This is a genomic window from Bacillus sp. LNXM12-1 (assembly GCF_003004375.1).
Taxonomy (GTDB): Bacteria; Bacillota; Bacilli; order Bacillales; family Bacillaceae; genus Bacillus.
Genome location: NZ_PVWX01000001.1, coordinates 251,946 through 269,270, shown reverse-complemented (window position 1 = coordinate 269,270; position 17,325 = coordinate 251,946). Strand labels below are relative to the sequence as shown.

Here is a 17,325-nt window from a genome sequence, read left to right as displayed (position 1 = left end):
TATTGTACATAGTTTTTTCTTAAACTTCCATGATTTCTTTTTCTTTATCTTTCGTCACGTCATCAATTTTAGCGACATATTCATCTGTCAATTTTTGAACATCCTCTGTCGATGATCTTAATTCATCTTCAGTGATCTCACCATTTTTCTCAAGCTTTTTCAACTCATCGTTTGCATCACGACGAACATTACGAACAGCTACTTTTGCTTCTTCTGAATATTTTCTTACCACTTTCACAAGCTCTTTACGTCTTTCTTCTGTTAGTGCAGGAATCGCAATGCGGATCACATTTCCGTCACTTGTTGGCGTGATGCCAAGATCAGACTTTTGGATCGATTTTTCGATATCACCGATGGCTGTTTTATCATAAGGTGTGATAATCAGCATACGCGCTTCTGGCACTGTGATTGACGCGATTTGGTTGAGTGGTGTTTGTGCACCGTAATAATCAACCGTCACTTTATCAAGCAATGAAGCATTTGCTCTGCCCGCACGAACAGTTGCTAGTTCACGTCCGTATGCTTGAACGGCTTTTTCCATTTTTTCTTTCGTTTGGTTCAATACTTCTTTTGACACGTTATTTCCCCCTCACAATCGTTCCAATTGATTCGCCATTGACGGCACGTTTAATATTTCCTTCTTCCATAATGGAGAATACGATTAATGGAATGTCATTGTCCATACATAATGAGGACGCAGTAGAATCCATTACAGCAAGCCCTTCTTTTAACACGTCAAGATATGAAAGCTTATCATATTTTACTGCATCCGCATCTGTACGAGGATCAGCACTGTAGACACCGTCTACATTATTTTTCGCCATTAAAATGACATCTGCTTCAATTTCTGCTGCACGAAGTGCTGCCGTTGTATCTGTAGAGAAATAAGGGTTACCAGTACCTGCAGCAAAAATCACGACACGTTTCTTCTCAAGATGACGGATCGCTTTTCTTCTTATGTATGGCTCTGCAACCTGTCTCATTTCGATAGAGGTTTGTACCCTAGACTGAATGCCAAGCGTTTCTAGGCTGTCCTGTAGCGCGAGTGAATTCATCACTGTTGCCAGCATGCCCATGTAGTCTGCTGTTGCACGGTCCATTCCTAAGTCACTGCCTGTCTTACCGCGCCAAAGGTTTCCTCCGCCTACAACAACTGCAACCTCAACATCAAGCTCTGCAATTTCTTTTACTTGCTTTGCAATTGATTGAATGACAGTTGGGTTAATTCCATTTCCAGCATCACCTGCTAGTGCTTCACCACTTAGCTTCAGTACAATGCGATTATATTTCGGTTTGCTCATGATAACCTCCAAGTGTAAACTATACCGTCTCTTATTATGCGTAAGAAACTGTCTTTTGTAAATCAATATCCTCTAAAAAATAGGGAACACAGTGCTTGTGCTCCCTAAAAAAGCCCCAGAGAGCTTTTCAAACATTATTTTTTCACTTGGCTCATAACTTCTTCAGCAAAGTTGTCTTGACGCTTTTCAATACCTTCGCCCACTTCATAGCGAACATAAGTTTGAATGCTTGCGTTTTTCGCAGCTACTACTTGTTTCACTTTTTCATCTGGGTTTTTAACGAATGCTTGGTCAAGTAAGCAAATTTCTTCGAAGAATTTGTTTAGACGGCCTTCTACCATTTTAGCTACGATATTTTCAGGCTTTCCTTCTTGAAGCGCTTGCTGTGTTAATACTTCGCGCTCACGGTTTGCTTCTTCTTCTGACACTTGGTCACGAGAAATGTATTTAGGGTTTACAGCAGCAACGTGCATTGCAATGTCTCTTGCAAACTCTTCGTCAGTTGTTCCGTTAAGAACAGCTAACACACCGATGCGTCCGCCCATGTGTAAGTAAGAACCGAATGCTGCGTTATCTTCTTTCGTGATAACAGAGAAACGACGTAGAGTGATTTTCTCTCCGATTTTTGCAATTGCAGATGTGATATGCTCTTCAACTGTTGAACCGTTTTCCATTTTAGAAGCATGAGCTTCTTCAATTGTTGCAGGTTTAGCAGCAAGCAAATGATCAGCAAGTTCGTTAAGAAGTGATTGGAATCCTTCGTTTTTCGCAACGAAATCAGTCTCAGAGTTCACTTCTAGGATCACGCCTGTGTTGCCGTCAGTTTTGATAAGAGTTAATCCTTCTGCAGCAATACGGTCTGCTTTTTTCGCAGCTTTTGCAATTCCTTTTTCTCTTAGAAGATCGATTGCTTTGTCGATGTCACCATCAGTTTCTGTTAACGCTTTTTTACAGTCCATCATACCTGCACCAGTTTTTTGACGCAGTTCTTTAACTAATTGAGCAGTAATAGCCATTTTACATTTCCTCCTTCTATGTTAAAACACGGATTACTAGGTGAAAAAAAGGTGATAAAAGGCATTTCCCTCTTATCACCTTTTGAATAGGTTACGCAGTTGTTGTTTCAGTTTCTGTCGTTTCTTCTACAACAGCTTCTTCTTCGCCTTGTTTAGACTCAAGAATCGCATCTGCCATTTTAGCAGTTAGAAGTTTTACAGCACGGATTGCATCATCGTTTGCAGGGATCACAACATCAATTTCGTCTGGATCACAGTTTGTGTCAACGATACCGATGATTGGGATATTCAATTTACGAGCTTCTGCAACTGCAATACGCTCTTTACGAGGGTCGATAATGAAAAGTGCATCCGGAAGACCTTTCATGTCTTTGATTCCGCCTAGGAATTTTTCAAGACGCTCTAATTCTTTTTTCAGTTGAACGACTTCTTTCTTAGGAAGAACATCGAATGTACCGTTTTCTTGCATTTTTTCAATATCTTTTAAACGTTTGATACGTTTTTGGATTGTTTCAAAGTTTGTTAAAGTTCCACCAAGCCAGCGTTGGTTCACATAGAACATACCAGAACGGATTGCTTCTTCTTTCACTGAATCTTGTGCTTGCTTTTTCGTACCAACGAAAAGGATTTTTCCTCCGTCAGCAGCAAGGTTTTTCGTGAAGTTGTAAGCTTCTTCTACTTTTTTCACCGTTTTTTGAAGATCGATGATGTAGATACCGTTACGCTCTGTAAAGATGTAACGCTTCATTTTTGGGTTCCAACGGCGCGTTTGGTGACCGAAGTGAACACCAGCTTCTAGCAATTGTTTCATAGAAATAACTGACATTTTGTTGCCTCCTAATATAATGGTTTTTTTTCCTCCGCTCAAGTCATGTTCACATAAAACTGCGCCACGGCAGCACCTTCATACGAATCATTAAGCGTGTGTATTTAACACCAAGAAATAATATAACACATGATGGACTGACAATCAAGAATCCTTTACAGCTTTCCGCTAAATTTTAATAAAAGCTCGATTTCTGTCTTGCCAGTTTTCAGTTCTTTCGCTATTTCTTCTAGCGAATGCCCTTTGTCATATAAGGTCTTCACTTGGTCCTCGAATGTTTCTTCTATTTCACTTTCAGAAGGCACAGAAGCTTCTGATTCAAGATGTGGAACGGGTTCGTTTACCTTCTCTTCCTGCACTTCAACTTCACTAAGGAGAGCCGACAAGTGCTCTGGTACTGGATCTTCACTTTCTACCGATTGCTGGGATTCAATTGGTGGTTGTGGCTGCTTTGGTGTCTGAAAATCCGATTTCAGCTCTTCAGCAGAAAAATCAGGGGAAGCGGCTGCCACTTTTGATAGTTTGTCATTCTCTTCTTTGACTTCCATCAAAAATGCAGCCAGGGTATTTTCCGTTTCTTCTAGAAGTTCTCGCTGCTTTTGTTCAGTTATCTTCAGCGAATTCATTCTCGTATATAAAATGATCACAAAATAAATAAGTGCAGCATGAAGCATGAAGCTAATCAGCCATAACATATTTTTTCACTCACTAACTCTTTAAGATTGAATGGCTTTATCAAGCAGATGCTTAAGCTTGAACAATGCCTTTGAATGAATTTGCGAAATGCGCGAGGTCGATAAATTGAGCACGTGACCGATTTCTGTTAACGTCAGTTCCTCTTTATAGAAAAGACTGATCACGAGCTTTTCTTTTTCCGATAGCTCGGTCATTTTTTCAGCAAGCTGTTCTATTAATTCATCTTTCAGCATCTTCTCTTCAGGTGTCACTGTTTTCTCGTCGCGAATCATGACTTGGACGTTTTCACCGTCTTCTTGATCATGCAGCTTCTCGTCGATTGAAAGCAGATTCGCAAAGAAACCTTCATTCATTGTTGTTACAACATCCTGTTCACTCATGCCAAGTTCCTCTGCCACTTCTGTCGGCGTCACATTTCGTAAATAGCGCTGTTCAAGCTTTTCAATAGCCGCTTCTACTTTTTTTGTTTTTTCTCTTGATGTACGAGGCAGCCAGTCCTCTTTACGAAGACCGTCGATGATGGCCCCGCGGATTCTGAAGGATGCATATGTATCAAACTTCAGATCTCTTCCGGGGTCGAATTTTTCAAGGGCATCATATAAACCGAGCATCCCTAGACTGATCAAGTCTTCTTTATGCACTGACTTCGGGAGACCGATGGAAATTCTTCCAACATGATATGTGACGAGCGGCATATAGCGGCGCATAAGATCATCTCCAGCAGCTGGGTCCTTCCACTCTTTCCATCTAGCCCATAGCGCCTGATCTTCGTAATTTAAGGATTGCATCTTTCTCCCCCTATACTTCCTTAGTTATATCTTCATAATGCCTTGCTTCACAGTGCGGATCTCAAGCTCTGTCGTAAGCGGATCAAATTCAATCGTACGGCCATTGTTCCCGCCCGTATCCTCACTAATGATCGGGATGCGATAAAGAGACAGATGTTCTTTAACAGCTGATACGTTTCTAGGTCCAATTCTCATTAGATCATTGGTTGACTTAAACTTAAACATTTCTGCGCCGCCAGCAAGTTTTGCCTTTAGCGCATGTTTGCGCGCTCCTTCTTTAAGAAGCAGATCAATTGTATGCTTGACACCTGTATCTGCATATTTAGCCAAGTTCTCCACTGCCCCTTTTGCAAGGGATGAGTCTGGAAGCATGACATGGACAAGACCTGCCAGTTTTTTTTCTTGATCAAACAGAACAAGTCCTACACAAGAACCAAGTCCGGATGTCCGAATGCGGTCCGGTGTTTTCACAAGCTGAACATCCGCTATACCAACCTTTACAACTGCCGGAATCTGAACGTTCATTACAGGTTACCTAATGCTTTGAATAGTTTTTCAAACGATTCAAAGTCTGGTAATAGAAACATATTTCCTTTCAGCTCTTGCTTATTTTGATCATCAAAAATCGATGTATCAATCACAATTGCCTGATCCCCTAGAGGGCTGAATTGCATTAACCCTTCACTAATGACAGCCCCGAACATATCGAGCGTAACATCTGGAACACTTGGGTGAAGCTGCAATTTTGTTAAATCGGCAAGGGCTGATAAATAAGAGCCTGCTAAAATATTTCCCAGCTCGTGTAGTGCTGACGTCCCCATCACATGCTCGTGAATGGTATCAATATCAAATGCCGGATCCTGTACAAGCTCTCTTACAAATTGCTCTGCTTGCTCAAATGGCATAATGAAAAAGATAGAGCCGGATAAATCTCCTTCCATCCGCAGGAAAATGCTTGCAACTGGGAGGTCTGCACCGCCAAAGAAATCCATTAATTCTTCAAACGAGAGAACCTTGACAAACGGAACAGTCATATCTATTTTGCGATCCAATAGGCTGGCAAGAGCAGACGCGGCGTGGCCTGCTCCAATATTCCCAACCTCTCTTAATACATCCAGCTGTTCATCTTTTATTTCATTGAAAATGCTCATTTCACATCCTCCTTAATGAACAGGTGCATCTTGAACGCTCTTGTCGAGGACGGCACCAGGATGAATGATATTAAATAGACGCTGATCATGCTTAATGATACCTGTCACCCATGATTGTCCTTCTTTTTCAGCTGATTCAGGAGAAGATTCTACTTCTTCTTGATGGACTGTAATGACATCATTCGCTTCATCAACAATCCAGCCGACTTCAATGTCACCAACTTGTACAATAATCATTCTTGTTTCATCTGTAATGTCGTTGTCAGTTGATCCAAGTCTGACTCTAAGGTCGATGACAGGTGTCACGACACCGCGCAGATTAATAACACCACATATATAAGGGGCAACGCCAGGGACTCTTGTTGGCTGCTGCCATTTTTCAATGGACTTTACTTCTGATACTGAAATGGCGTATTCTTTTTTGTTTACGATAAACACAATCATCTTTTCGCCAGTTTTGATATCTGTACTCATTTCAGACCGCTCCTCTATTGTTTTTTACTTGATCAGTGCATTACAGTCAACGATGAGTGCAACTTGACCGTCACCTAGGATTGTTGCGCCTGAGATCGCAAACACGTTTGGCAGGTAATCTCCTAGTGATTTCAATACAACCTCTTGCTGACCAATAAATGAATCGACCACAAATGCTGTCAGCTTATCTCCTTTACGAACAACGATGATGTGCAGTTCTTCCTCTAATTCATTCGCATTTGGTACGTGGAATTGTTTCTTCAAGTACACGACCGGTACGATAAATCCGCGGAAATCAATCACTTCACGATCATGCGTTTGAAGGATGTCGCTTTTCTTAATGACAGCCGTTTCAATAATAGAAGAAATCGGAATCGCAAATGTTTCCTCTTCCAATTTCACAAGAAGAACGGAAATAATCGATAATGTAAGCGGAAGCTGGATCGAGAATAGTGAGCCCTGTCCTTCTGTTGAGTTGATGCTCACAGATCCGCCTAGTGATTCCAGCTTGTTTTTCACAACGTCAAGGCCTACACCGCGGCCTGAGATGTCAGAAATCGTATCAGCTGTAGAGAAACCTGCTGCAAAGATCAATGAATCAATTTGATGATCTTCAAGCGTTTCCGCTTCTCTTTCAGTAATAACCCCGCGCTCTAATGCTTTTTCAAGCACTTTCTTACGGTTAATTCCGCCGCCATCATCTTCTACTTCAATGAAGACGTGGTTTCCGCTATGATACGCCTTTAATAGAACGGTGCCTTTTTCTGGCTTGCCTTTTTTCACACGTTCTTCTGGCGATTCAATACCGTGATCTAGACTGTTTCTAAGTAAGTGTAAGAGCGGATCTCCAATCTCATCGATGACTGTTCGGTCAAGCTCTGTCTCAGCACCTTCAATGATCAGTTCAATTTTCTTATTCAGCTCTTTTGTCAATTGACGGATCATACGAGGGAATCGGTTAAACACTGTTTCCACAGGGACCATTCTCATGTTCAGGATGATCGATTGCAGATCTCCAGAAATACGTGTCATTCTTTCAACTGTGTCTGTAAGTTCATTATTTTCTAATTCTTTGGCTATCTGCTCTAAACGGCCTCTGTCAATCACCAGTTCTTCAAATAGATTCATGAGAGAATCGAGACGGTCAATGTTGACACGAATCGTTTTTGTTCCGCCGGCAGCTGCACCGTTATTGCCGTTTGCTTTTGGCGCATCGTTTGCTGGTGCTTTCGCAGCAGGCACGGAGACTTCTTCTTTTTCCTGTTCAGGTTTTGCTTCTTGTTTTTCAGCTGGAGCCGCGTCTTCAAATGCAGAGACTTCTGAGATCTCAACTTGTTCAACTTCTGAGATCGTCATCACGATTTTTTTCACTTCATCCATCGGTTGTTTAGATAAATAAGAAATACTAAATTCAGATTCGAAATCTTCTGATTCTAAAAGTTCTGCATTTGGAACTGTTTTGACGACCTCGCCTGCTTCGTTCAGTCTTTCAAAGATCATATAGACACGAACAGCTTTTAATAAGCATGCGTCACTTAATGTTACATTGAGTTCATAACATTTAAAGCCTTGTTCTCTCGCTTCATCAAGCACTGTTCGTTCAAATTCGTTATAGTCTAAGTCGTTAGCAGCCGCAGCTGATACATCCGCTGTTTCAACACTAGGAGCTGCCTCAGCATGGCTTCCTGTCACATCTAGCTTTTTACTAACCTCTGTGACATCGCGTTTCCCATCTCCGCCTTCTGCAATTGATTGAACCATTGCTTCAAGGTGATCAAGTGCTTCAAACATCGTGTCCATTGACTCAGGTGTGACAATCATTTGTTCATTTCGAATGGCATCAAACATGTTTTCTAAATGATGTGTGAGCTGAGCCATATCAGCGTAGCCCATCGTTGCACTCATGCCTTTCAATGTGTGAGCCGCTCTGAATATATCATTCACTAGCTGCAAGTCGGTTGGGTTCTTTTCTAAATCAAGAAGTTTTTCATTACAAGTTTGTAAGTGTTCTCTGCTTTCATCTAAAAAGATATCTAAGTATTGGTTTACATCCAACGTGTTCACGCCCTCTCTTTTTTCATGGAGCTTATAATTGCATGTGCGATGTCATCCACATGCCTTGTTTCATGTGCAAGGCCTGCTTTAATGACTGATTTAGGCATTCCGAAAACAACACATGATTCTTCTTTTTCTGCAATGACTTTCGTATGACCGCTTGCGACCATTTTTTTGACACCTTCTGTGCCGTCACTACCCATGCCTGTCATAATGACAGCAATTTTCTCGTAACCCTTTATATTGCTGATGGATTCAAATAAATAGTTAACAGAAGGTTTGTGCCGGCTTTCCGTGTCCTCTGGAGACAGCCTGATGACTAAGGATGCCCCTTGTTCATGAAGTGACATATTCATTCCACCAGGAGCTATGTAAGCCACTCCATTTTTAGCGATATCTCCATCTTGTGCTTCTTTAATCGAAATTTGAGATAAATGGTCTAACCTAGTAGCAAGTGATGCCGTAAATCCTGCCGGCATATGCTGCACAATCAAAATGGGTGCTTCTATGTCCTTTGGCAGCTTCGTGACGACTCGTTGAAGTGCTCTTGGCCCTCCCGTCGATGTTCCGATTGAAATAATCTTTCGGAGTGAGCTGCTTTTTACTGCTTGCGGGCGAGGAAAAGCCACTGGACTTGGCGTCTTCATCACCGGCTTAGGAGAAATCTGCACTTCTGTGCGTTTCCTTGACATCCCTGCCGCAAGCACCCGCTCTACAATTTGGCCTCTTACTTTGTGCAAATCGAGGGAAATACTTCCTGAAGGTTTTGTCACAAAGTCAAACGCACCAAGTTCTAAGCAATGGATGGTTAAATCTTTCCCTTGCTTTGTCTGGCTTGACACCATAATCACGGCAAGGTCGTGTTCAGCCAGAATTTGTTTTAATGCTTCTGTTCCATTTAAAACAGGCATTTCTACATCTAGTGTGACAACATCTGGATTCAGTTCCTTGATCCGTTTTAAGGCATCTTCCCCATTTCGCGCCGTTCCGACGACTTCTATTTCTTGCTCGGCACTTAGGAAATCACTAATGAGCTTTCGCATAAAGGCCGAGTCATCTACTACAAGCACTCTAATCATGAGTCCACCTTCCTCCTTTTAAAAAAAGAGGACAACTTATCTATAAACGTATGCTGCTCTCTCTGTGCCTCTCTTATCTGCTGTTGATAAAGTGTTTCTGCCAGCATCTTGATCGTTTTACTCAGCCTTGAGTGAGGCTGCTTGATATAAAATGGAATTTGTTCAGCCACTGCTTTAGGAACCGCAGGATCATCTGGCACAGCACCAGCAAATACTAGTTTTCTGTGTAGAAATGATGTGACCACTCCTGCTAATTTCCGGTAGGTTTCAGACCCTTCTGACGAGGTTTTACACCGGTTGACAATGATTTGCACAGATTGTTCAAACTGATGAATAGCTAAGTGTTTAATTGCGCTGTAAGCATCCATGATCGATGTTGGTTCTGGCGTTGTCACAACCACAACTTCTCCTGCTGATAAAACAAAAGGCAGTTGATCTTTTGACAAGCCGGCACCCATATCAAAGAAGATACAATCAAAGTCGTAGATCATTCTTTCCATTTCCTCTAGAAAGAACGACCATTGATCTTTATCTAAAGAAAACAGCTGTTCAAGTCCGCTTCCGCCAGAAATGTAATAAAGGTTGTTCGTTCCTTGTGTCATAGCTGCTCGGATAGATTCCTTCCTGACAAGAACATCTAATATAGAGCTAGTCGATGTTTTTCCTAGTAAAATATCAATATTCCCCATACCAAAATCAAGGTCGATGACTAACACTCGCTTGCCTGCATTTGCGATAGACAGTGCCATATTCAGCGTCAAATTTGATTTTCCTACTCCGCCTTTACCGCTCATGACAGCAATGGTTTTTGCCTGTTTGCTTATACCAAGAGGAGCTGGTGTAATCGTTTGATTCTGCTGAACGAGCTTTCTTAAACCTTCTGCTTGGTCGGGCTTCATCATTGTAAGACCATCCTTGTTAATTCAAGAGGAGAGCCCTCAAGAATATCCTCAGGTACATTTTGACCATTTGTTAAAAAGCCAAGTCCGATTTGAGAGTCTGTAATGATTTGAAAGATTGTTCCCATCGTGTCTGTTTCATCTACCTTTGTAAAAATGAATTGGTCGATTGGAACGTGTTCAAATCGTTTAACCATGGCTCTCATGTCCTGATACTTCGAGGTCGCACTCATCACTAGGAAACTTTGAAAGCTTTCATCAAATGGAATAATGTCTGTCAGCTCTTTGATATACGCTTCTTCTTTAAAGTTACGACCGGCTGTGTCTACGAAAATATGATCATACTCTTTAAAGGTCTCTTGAGCTTTCACAAAATCCTCTCTCGAATAACAAACCTCAAGCGGTGCATTGAGCAGTTCCGCGTATGTTTTCAGTTGTTCGATCGCTGCAATTCGGTACGTATCTGTTGTAATAAAAGCGATTTTCTTTTGCTTCTGAATGGCAGTTTTGGCAGCCAGCTTTGCAATTGTTGTTGTTTTACCAGCCCCAGTTGAACCAAACAGCACAATGTATTTTGAACGAATCATCGGCTCATCAGAGGTATGAGCCGGCAGCATACCTGTCAGCAGTTGTTCAAGTTCTTTTTGAATTTGATCTTCCTTGACAGCACCCTTCGTTAAAAGACCTTTTAGGCATTCGTCTCGAATTGAATCATCAAGACCTTGATCCTTAAGCTTTTGATCGATTGCCATGAGAGGATCGGGCAGAATACCAGCATGCCGCTCATTCCTCGCATATTCTAAAGGCTGAGCATGAGAAGGCACTGGTTTCACTGCCTCAGGAGCAAGGGATGGCTCTGCAGGCCGGTGTTGAACCTGCTCCTTTTTCGGAATTACTGGAAGAGGAGGCGCAGGATGTACACCTTTACCCGCTCTTTCTTCAAAATCTTGATCCAGCACAGCTATTACTTCAACCATTTGCTGTTTCTTTAAACCGAATAGCTTTCGTTTAACAACGGTTTTGGAATTTAAAATGACGGCATCCTTCCCAAGCTGCTGCCTAATTTGAATCGTTGCCTCCTGCATTGAATTCGCTGTGATTTTTTTCATTTTCATTAGATATCCACCACTCCGATGCTCTGTACTTCCACATTTGCTTCTAGTTCGTTATAAGATAGTACCGGTAAATCCGGGAAATATCTTTCTAACAGCTGTTTGACGTACATTCTTATAGGAGGTGAGCACAATAGAACCGGCGTTTCCTGACGAAGCGAAAGCTGTTCAATTTCTCTCGCCACTGATTGAATCACACTTTCAGAGGATTCTGGATCTAATGATAAGTAGTTGCCATGCTCTGTTTGCTGTACGCTGTCAGCAATTACCTTTTCGACTCGACCTGAGCATGTCACGACTTTGAGCGATTCATTTTCTCTTGCATATTGTGCGGTAATCTGTCTTGCCAGCGCCTGTCTGACATACTCTGTTAACAAATCTGTATCCGTCGTTAATTTTCCGTAGTCTGCAAGCGTCTCAAAAATGGTGACAAGATTTCGAATAGAAACCTTTTCTTTCAGCAGTTTTGCCAATACTTTTTGAATATCACCAACTGCTAGTGGATTTGGCGTCACCTCATCCACTAAGACAGGATAACTTTCTTTCAGATGATCGATTAATTGCTTCGTTTCTTGGCGTCCGAGCAGTTCGTGTGTGTTTTGTCTAATCTTCTCTGTGATGTGAGTAGACACAACAGATGCAGGATCTACAACCGTATAGCCAAGCATCTCAGCCTGATCTTTTTCTGCTTCTGAGATCCATTTAGCCGGAAGACCAAAGGATGGCTCGATTGTTTCAATCCCTTCAATCGGATCATCATCAGGCGTAGGAGACATCGCTAAGTAGTGATCAAGCAGCAGCTCACCTTTTGCCACTTCGTTCCCTTTTATTTTGAGCCGATACTCATTTGGGTTAAGTGCAATGTTGTCTCGAATTCGGACAACTGGAATCACAAGACCTAGTTCGAGGGCAAGCTGCCTTCGGATCATCACAATTCGGTCTAACAGGTCACCGCCTTGATTTGCATCGGCTAGCGGAATCAGGCCGTAGCCAAATTCAAATTCAATGGCATCCATTTGCAGAAGGTGAATGACGCTTTCTGGACTTTTCATCTCTTCTACCTCTGCCTGTTCCTCTAGTACCTCTTCGATTTCTTCTTGATCCTGTTTGTTTTTCGACATCAAGTATGCGCCGAGGGCAAGTAAACCTGCGATCGGTCCTGTCAAAAGTACGCCGATTGGAGTAAACAACCCAAGAAGGAAGATCGTACCTGATGTGACGTAAAGCATAGCCGGGAATGCAAACAGCTGTTCAGTGATATCTGAACCAAGGTTCCCATTAGAAGCAGCCCTTGTGACGACAATCCCTGTCGCTGTTGAAATGAGAAGTGCAGGAATTTGTGAAACAATCCCGTCTCCTACCGTTAATAGTGTAAAGTGGGAAGCTGATTCTTGAATCGACATTCCTTGCTGAAGCATCCCAATAATAATGCCAAAAATAATATTAATAATGACGATGATAATACCTGCGATGGCATCCCCTTTGACGAACTTACTTGCACCATCCATTGCACCATAAAAGTCTGCTTCTCTCGCTACTTTTTCACGGCGATTTCTTGCTTCACTTTCTGTCAGCATCCCTGCATTTAAATCTGCATCAATACTCATTTGTTTCCCTGGCATTGCATCGAGGGTAAATCTTGCCGCAACCTCTGAAACACGCTCAGCCCCTTTGGTGATTACAACAAATTGAATGATGATCAGAATAAGGAAGACCACCAGACCCACGAGTACATTACCTCCAACAACAAATGAACCAAACGTTTCTACAACCTTTCCAGCGTCTCCAGTTGATAGGATAGATCGTGTTGTAGAGATGTTAAGCCCTAAGCGGAACAGCGTTAAGAGCAAAAGCAATGATGGAAATATTGAAAATTGCAGTGGTTCTTGCATGTTCATTGTGGTGAGAAGCACGATAAGCGCAAGAGAAATATTAATAATGATTAAAATACTTAATAGCATTGGCGGAAATGGTATGACCAGCATCGCCACAATTAAAATAACACTGAATAAAACAGATAAATCTCTTGCTGCCATGCCTGTTCTCTCCTTTTAAAACCAAAAATTCATAAAATCTTTTGTTTCGTTTTATATACGTAAGCTAAAATTTCTGCGATCGCCTTAAAGTATTCCTCTGGCACCGCTTGGTCGATGTCGACCTGATCATATAGTGCACGAGCGAGCGGCCGGTTTTCTACGGTCATGATATCGTGCTCTTTCGCAATCGTTCTAATTTTCAAAGCCAAAATATCTGTTCCCTTTGCCACAACAAAGGGCGCGTCCATCTTTTCTTCGTCATATTTTAAAGCAATTGCATAGTGGGTTGGGTTTGTAATGATGACGTCCGCTTTTGGGACTTCCTGCATCATCCGTCTCATGGCCATTTCCCGCTGGCGCTGTTTAATCTTTGATTTTATGAGCGGGTCACCCTCAGATTTTTTATACTCATCTTTGATGTCTTGTTTGGACATCCGCAAGTTTTTTTCATAATCAAATTTCTGGTACATATAATCAAGCCCTGCTAAGATCATGAGAGCACCTGCTGCATATAGACCCATAATCAAGGTCATATTTGCGACGAAATGAAGGGTTTCCTCTGCTGTTAATAAAGGAAGCCGCAGAATTTCATCAAAGTGCATCCAAAGTGCAATAAATGTCGCAAAACCAACAAAACCAATTTTCAAAATGGATTTTAACAGCTCTACGAGGGCTCGAATACTGTATATCCGTTTAAACCCTTTGATAGGATCTAGCTTTTCTAATTTCGGTTTGATGACTTCTGTTGAAAAGAGAAAGCCAACTTGTAAATAGTTACTGATGACGCCTGCCAGCATACCAACACCAAGGATTGGCATGAGAAGGAGCGCTGTTTCCTGAAGCAATTCCACAAATAGTTGATGAATATTAGATGTGCTAACCTTCATTAGCATGGTTGTTGAATAAAAACGTTCAATAAGCGCAATAATACGCTCTTTCATAAAAGGCCCAATAAAAAAGAATGATAAAAAGATTAATAGAAATGAGATGGCTGTATTGACGTCGGTACTTTTGGCAACCTGACCTTTTTTACGTGAATCTTGTCTCTTTTTCGGCGTTGCTTTTTCTGTTTTTTCACCTGCGAAAAATTGCAAGTCTAGTCTAAGCCTTGTCATCATGACGAACCACCGACCAATGCTAAGAAATTCCTCATGGTGAGTACAATCGTATCAAATGTATTTTGGACAACACCGAAGATGACGCCCATACAGATGATGATCATAATAAAACTCACACCCATTTTAATAGGAAGTCCGACCACAAAAACGTTCATCTGCGGAACTGTTCGTGCCACAATGCCCAGTGCCAAATCGACCAAAAACAAGCTGGCGACAACCGGTGCTGAGATTTGAAAGGCAATGATGAACATTTGGTTGAAGCTCTTTGCAATAAAGTAAGCAAAGGATTCACTGCCGAAATTCAGTGCGTACTGATCAACTGCAATATATTGAAAGCTATAATAGATTCCATCAAGCAGCAGGTGGTGTGCATTGGTTGCCAGCATCAATAGCAATGTGACCGTATAAAAAAACTGCCCCATCAGCGGCGTTTGTGCCCCTGTTTGTGGATCAATCACATTGGCGATCGCAAAGCCCATTTGAAAATCAATGAATGAGCCGGCAATTTGAACAGCGGACACCATGATATATGCAATCAGCCCAAGCAGAAGTCCGACCATTGCTTCTTTCACCGCAAGCATCATATAAAGACCGTCTATGTCGAGTGCTGGCGGTTCCTTAATCGTGCTAAAACTAATCACGGCTAAAAACAGTGAGAAGCCAACTCTGTGTACAGCTGGGATCGTTCTATGCGCTAAAAGCGGTACTGTCACAAAAAAAGCGGTGATCCGAATAAAAACTAACAGAAAAGCAGGGAATAATTCTATGATTGACATCGCTGGTTAACCTGCAAATCGATCTAAATTCGAGAACAGCTCTGTCGTAAAGGACACAATGGTTGACAGCATCCATGGACCAAACACAACAAGCCCAATCAGAACTGCAACAATTTTAGGAATGAACGCAAGCGTCTGTTCTTGAATTTGGGTTGTCGCCTGAAACACACTGACAATCAGTCCCACAATAAGAGCGAGCGCTAGAAGCGGCCCACTGACAAGTAATACCACATACACTGATCTTTCAGCCATCGTAATGACAAATTCTGAACTCATGTTTTAAGCACCTACTCTAAAAGCTTTGCAGCAAAGATTTAACAATCAAATACCATCCATCGACTAAAACAAATAACAATATTTTGAAAGGGAGCGATATCATAACCGGCGGAAGCATCATCATCCCCATTGACATCAGGACACTTGCGACCACCATGTCAATAATTAAAAATGGAATAAAGATCATGAAACCAATTTGAAATGCCGTCTTTAATTCTGAAATCGCAAAAGCGGGTACCATCGCCGTTAACGGAATATCTTTTATCGATTCAGGTGTATCCATTTTTGCGTAACTAAGAAATAAAGCCAAATCCTTCTGTCTCGTATGTTTACTCATAAACTCTTTAATTGGCACTTCGGCTTTTTCATATGCCTGATTTAGCGTAATGTCATCATTTAAAAGCGGCGTCAGTGCCTCTTTATTAATCTCTGAGAACGTGGGTGCCATGATAAAAAATGTGAGAAACAAAGCAAGCCCTACAAGCACTTGGTTTGGCGGCATTGAGTTGGTTGCAAGTGACGTTCTAACGAATGAAAGTACAATCACTATTCGTGTAAAACATGTCATTAAAATGAGAATGCCTGGTGCAACCGAAAATACGGTTAAAAGTAAAAGAAGACGGACAGACGTGCTAATGTTCCCTGCACCGCTGGAATTAAATAAATCGATAAACTCATTCATTTTGTTTCGGGCCTTTCTTTCTGACTTCTGCTTGGGTCTTTTTCAATTCGGCTAGCTGCGCCTTCAAATTGGCTGAAAAAGAAGAAGTGGTTGGCTGATTTTGTTTCTTTACCTGCGATGTGAATTTTTGAACGATTTTTGGTAAATCTGTTTTGCTTTCCATCGCTTCTTCATATTGTTTCACGATCGCTTCACATTCTTGTTCATCATCAATTTCTTTTAGCAGCTGGATTGAGTCCGCTACTCCAACAACTAATACTCGTCTGCCCACTTTGATAAGCTGGACTGAACGGTTTTGGCCAACCGTCGTTCCGCCAATATTTTCAACATAGCGAAATGGTTTAAGTAAGCGGTTTTGCTTACCAACAAATCTCACCAAACCATATATGAGCAGGATGACAAAAAGTAAAGCACCAATCATTTTGACAAAATCCATAATGGAGACAGAAGAAGAGGGAACTTCTTCTGCCGGATTCGTTTGATTGTCAGTGGTTGTCTTTTCTGTATCCTTTTTGCTGCCTTTCTCTTCTTTGAGCCAGTCATTCACTGTGCCATTTTCAGGATCTTTCGTTTCAGCAAACAGTGAGGCAGGCTGCATCGTCAAGAAAAGCAAAAAACTGATCATTGCTATACATATCAAACGTTTTTTCAACAAGTCTTACACCCTTTTTTAGCCTAACGTTTTATTAATTGCTTCAAGTACACGGTCTGCCTGGAACGGCTTCACGATAAAGTCTTTTGCACCTGCTTGGATCGCGTCAATAACCATTGACTGCTGCCCCATTGCAGAACACATGATGATTTTTGCAGAAGCGTCGATTTGTTTAATTTCTTTTAGCGCTGTGATCCCGTCCATTTCTGGCATTGTGATATCCATTGTGACAAGATCTGGAGACGTTTCTTTGTATTTTTCAACTGCTTGAGCGCCGTTTTCTGCTTCTCCTACGACATCAAATCCGTTTTTTACAAGAATATCCTTTATCATCATTCTCATGAATGCTGCATCATCTACGATTAATACCTTAGTAGCCATTTACTTA

The 17,325-nt window shown here is 41.7% G+C and carries 20 protein-coding genes; all 20 read right to left on the bottom strand.

Annotation, left to right across the window (positions count from 1 at the left end; all coding sequences use genetic code 11):
• Positions 1–19: 19 nt before the first annotated feature.
• A complete protein-coding gene (gene frr / locus C6Y07_RS01405; RefSeq protein ID WP_003212469.1) occupies positions 20–577 on the bottom strand; it encodes a ribosome recycling factor in 558 nt (185 codons plus the stop codon).
• A 1-nt stretch (position 578) separates the two neighbouring features.
• Positions 579–1,301 (bottom strand): UMP kinase, encoded by a 723-nt coding sequence (gene pyrH, locus C6Y07_RS01400; protein ID WP_008344767.1) that lies wholly within the window; start codon positions 1,299–1,301, stop codon positions 579–581.
• 134 nt (positions 1,302–1,435) lie between these two features.
• Positions 1,436–2,317 carry a translation elongation factor Ts gene (tsf, locus tag C6Y07_RS01395; protein ID WP_106047797.1) on the bottom strand — a complete coding sequence of 294 codons (882 nt, stop codon included), beginning with the start codon at positions 2,315–2,317 and terminating at the stop codon, positions 1,436–1,438.
• Positions 2,318–2,408: 91 nt separating this feature from the next.
• Positions 2,409–3,143: a 30S ribosomal protein S2 gene (rpsB, locus tag C6Y07_RS01390; protein WP_003212093.1), complete on the bottom strand. Its 735-nt coding sequence runs from the start codon at positions 3,141–3,143 to the stop codon at positions 2,409–2,411.
• 155 nt (positions 3,144–3,298) lie between these two features.
• Positions 3,299–3,838, bottom strand: a complete 540-nt coding sequence (locus C6Y07_RS01385) for a hypothetical protein (RefSeq protein WP_060596274.1) — start codon at positions 3,836–3,838, stop codon at positions 3,299–3,301.
• Positions 3,839–3,859: 21 nt separating this feature from the next.
• On the bottom strand, positions 3,860–4,627 hold the full coding sequence (locus C6Y07_RS01380) for a FliA/WhiG family RNA polymerase sigma factor (RefSeq protein WP_012009976.1): 768 nt from the start codon (positions 4,625–4,627) through the stop codon (positions 3,860–3,862).
• A gap of 24 nt (positions 4,628–4,651) precedes the next feature.
• Positions 4,652–5,152 (bottom strand): chemotaxis protein CheD, encoded by a 501-nt coding sequence (locus C6Y07_RS01375; RefSeq protein WP_003212153.1) that lies wholly within the window; start codon positions 5,150–5,152, stop codon positions 4,652–4,654.
• A complete protein-coding gene (locus C6Y07_RS01370) occupies positions 5,152–5,778 on the bottom strand; it encodes a chemotaxis protein CheC (protein WP_106156148.1) in 627 nt (208 codons plus the stop codon). The genes C6Y07_RS01375 and C6Y07_RS01370 overlap by 1 nt, the downstream gene beginning before the upstream one ends.
• Before the next feature lie 12 nt (positions 5,779–5,790).
• The gene (locus tag C6Y07_RS01365; protein ID WP_034662331.1) at positions 5,791–6,252 is read right to left on the bottom strand and encodes a chemotaxis protein CheW; all 462 of its coding nucleotides are present in this window, start codon (positions 6,250–6,252) and stop codon (positions 5,791–5,793) included.
• A 24-nt stretch (positions 6,253–6,276) separates the two neighbouring features.
• Positions 6,277–8,307 (bottom strand): chemotaxis protein CheA, encoded by a 2,031-nt coding sequence (locus C6Y07_RS01360; protein ID WP_060596272.1) that lies wholly within the window; start codon positions 8,305–8,307, stop codon positions 6,277–6,279.
• A 5-nt stretch (positions 8,308–8,312) separates the two neighbouring features.
• Positions 8,313–9,386: a protein-glutamate methylesterase/protein-glutamine glutaminase gene (locus C6Y07_RS01355; protein ID WP_060596270.1), complete on the bottom strand. Its 1,074-nt coding sequence runs from the start codon at positions 9,384–9,386 to the stop codon at positions 8,313–8,315.
• On the bottom strand, positions 9,383–10,288 hold the full coding sequence (locus C6Y07_RS01350; RefSeq protein ID WP_106156147.1) for a MinD/ParA family protein: 906 nt from the start codon (positions 10,286–10,288) through the stop codon (positions 9,383–9,385). Before C6Y07_RS01350 ends, C6Y07_RS01355 begins: the two co-directional genes overlap by 4 nt.
• The gene (flhF, locus tag C6Y07_RS01345; protein ID WP_060596268.1) at positions 10,285–11,400 is read right to left on the bottom strand and encodes a flagellar biosynthesis GTPase FlhF; all 1,116 of its coding nucleotides are present in this window, start codon (positions 11,398–11,400) and stop codon (positions 10,285–10,287) included. Before flhF ends, C6Y07_RS01350 begins: the two co-directional genes overlap by 4 nt.
• Positions 11,400–13,433 (bottom strand): flagellar biosynthesis protein FlhA, encoded by a 2,034-nt coding sequence (gene flhA, locus C6Y07_RS01340; RefSeq protein ID WP_060596266.1) that lies wholly within the window; start codon positions 13,431–13,433, stop codon positions 11,400–11,402. The genes flhF and flhA overlap by 1 nt, the downstream gene beginning before the upstream one ends.
• A gap of 29 nt (positions 13,434–13,462) precedes the next feature.
• A complete protein-coding gene (gene flhB / locus C6Y07_RS01335) occupies positions 13,463–14,551 on the bottom strand; it encodes a flagellar biosynthesis protein FlhB (RefSeq protein ID WP_060596264.1) in 1,089 nt (362 codons plus the stop codon).
• The gene (gene fliR / locus C6Y07_RS01330; protein ID WP_012009967.1) at positions 14,548–15,327 is read right to left on the bottom strand and encodes a flagellar biosynthetic protein FliR; all 780 of its coding nucleotides are present in this window, start codon (positions 15,325–15,327) and stop codon (positions 14,548–14,550) included. The genes flhB and fliR overlap by 4 nt, the downstream gene beginning before the upstream one ends.
• Positions 15,328–15,333: 6 nt before the next feature.
• On the bottom strand, positions 15,334–15,603 hold the full coding sequence (fliQ, locus tag C6Y07_RS01325) for a flagellar biosynthesis protein FliQ (protein ID WP_003211206.1): 270 nt from the start codon (positions 15,601–15,603) through the stop codon (positions 15,334–15,336).
• Positions 15,604–15,619: 16 nt separating this feature from the next.
• Positions 15,620–16,285 carry a flagellar type III secretion system pore protein FliP gene (fliP, locus tag C6Y07_RS01320; RefSeq protein WP_007499580.1) on the bottom strand — a complete coding sequence of 222 codons (666 nt, stop codon included), beginning with the start codon at positions 16,283–16,285 and terminating at the stop codon, positions 15,620–15,622.
• The gene (gene fliZ / locus C6Y07_RS01315; RefSeq protein WP_034662351.1) at positions 16,278–16,937 is read right to left on the bottom strand and encodes a flagella biosynthesis regulatory protein FliZ; all 660 of its coding nucleotides are present in this window, start codon (positions 16,935–16,937) and stop codon (positions 16,278–16,280) included. The genes fliP and fliZ overlap by 8 nt, the downstream gene beginning before the upstream one ends.
• A gap of 18 nt (positions 16,938–16,955) precedes the next feature.
• The gene (gene cheY / locus C6Y07_RS01310) at positions 16,956–17,318 is read right to left on the bottom strand and encodes a chemotaxis protein CheY (protein ID WP_007499584.1); all 363 of its coding nucleotides are present in this window, start codon (positions 17,316–17,318) and stop codon (positions 16,956–16,958) included.
• Positions 17,319–17,325: the final 7 nt, after the last annotated feature.

Bases quoted from the DNA above. Each gene is read 5' to 3' on its own strand.
- pyrH (WP_008344767.1), bottom strand. From the start codon at position 1,301: ATGAGCAAACCGAAATATAATCGCATTGTACTGAAGCTAAGTGGTGAA.
- tsf (WP_106047797.1), bottom strand. From the start codon at position 2,317: ATGGCTATTACTGCTCAATTAGTTAAAGAACTGCGTCAAAAAACTGGT.
- rpsB (WP_003212093.1), bottom strand. From the start codon at position 3,143: ATGTCAGTTATTTCTATGAAACAATTGCTAGAAGCTGGTGTTCACTTC.
- C6Y07_RS01385 (WP_060596274.1), bottom strand. From the start codon at position 3,838: ATGTTATGGCTGATTAGCTTCATGCTTCATGCTGCACTTATTTATTTT.
- C6Y07_RS01380 (WP_012009976.1), bottom strand. From the start codon at position 4,627: ATGCAATCCTTAAATTACGAAGATCAGGCGCTATGGGCTAGATGGAAA.
- C6Y07_RS01375 (WP_003212153.1), bottom strand. From the start codon at position 5,152: ATGAACGTTCAGATTCCGGCAGTTGTAAAGGTTGGTATAGCGGATGTT.
- C6Y07_RS01370 (WP_106156148.1), bottom strand. From the start codon at position 5,778: ATGAGCATTTTCAATGAAATAAAAGATGAACAGCTGGATGTATTAAGA.
- C6Y07_RS01365 (WP_034662331.1), bottom strand. From the start codon at position 6,252: ATGAGTACAGATATCAAAACTGGCGAAAAGATGATTGTGTTTATCGTA.
- C6Y07_RS01355 (WP_060596270.1), bottom strand. From the start codon at position 9,386: ATGATTAGAGTGCTTGTAGTAGATGACTCGGCCTTTATGCGAAAGCTC.
- C6Y07_RS01350 (WP_106156147.1), bottom strand. From the start codon at position 10,288: ATGATGAAGCCCGACCAAGCAGAAGGTTTAAGAAAGCTCGTTCAGCAG.
- flhF (WP_060596268.1), bottom strand. From the start codon at position 11,400: ATGAAAATGAAAAAAATCACAGCGAATTCAATGCAGGAGGCAACGATT.
- flhA (WP_060596266.1), bottom strand. From the start codon at position 13,433: ATGGCAGCAAGAGATTTATCTGTTTTATTCAGTGTTATTTTAATTGTG.
- flhB (WP_060596264.1), bottom strand. From the start codon at position 14,551: ATGATGACAAGGCTTAGACTAGACTTGCAATTTTTCGCAGGTGAAAAA.
- fliR (WP_012009967.1), bottom strand. From the start codon at position 15,327: ATGTCAATCATAGAATTATTCCCTGCTTTTCTGTTAGTTTTTATTCGG.
- fliQ (WP_003211206.1), bottom strand. From the start codon at position 15,603: ATGAGTTCAGAATTTGTCATTACGATGGCTGAAAGATCAGTGTATGTG.
- fliP (WP_007499580.1), bottom strand. From the start codon at position 16,285: ATGAATGAGTTTATCGATTTATTTAATTCCAGCGGTGCAGGGAACATT.
- cheY (WP_007499584.1), bottom strand. From the start codon at position 17,318: ATGGCTACTAAGGTATTAATCGTAGATGATGCAGCATTCATGAGAATG.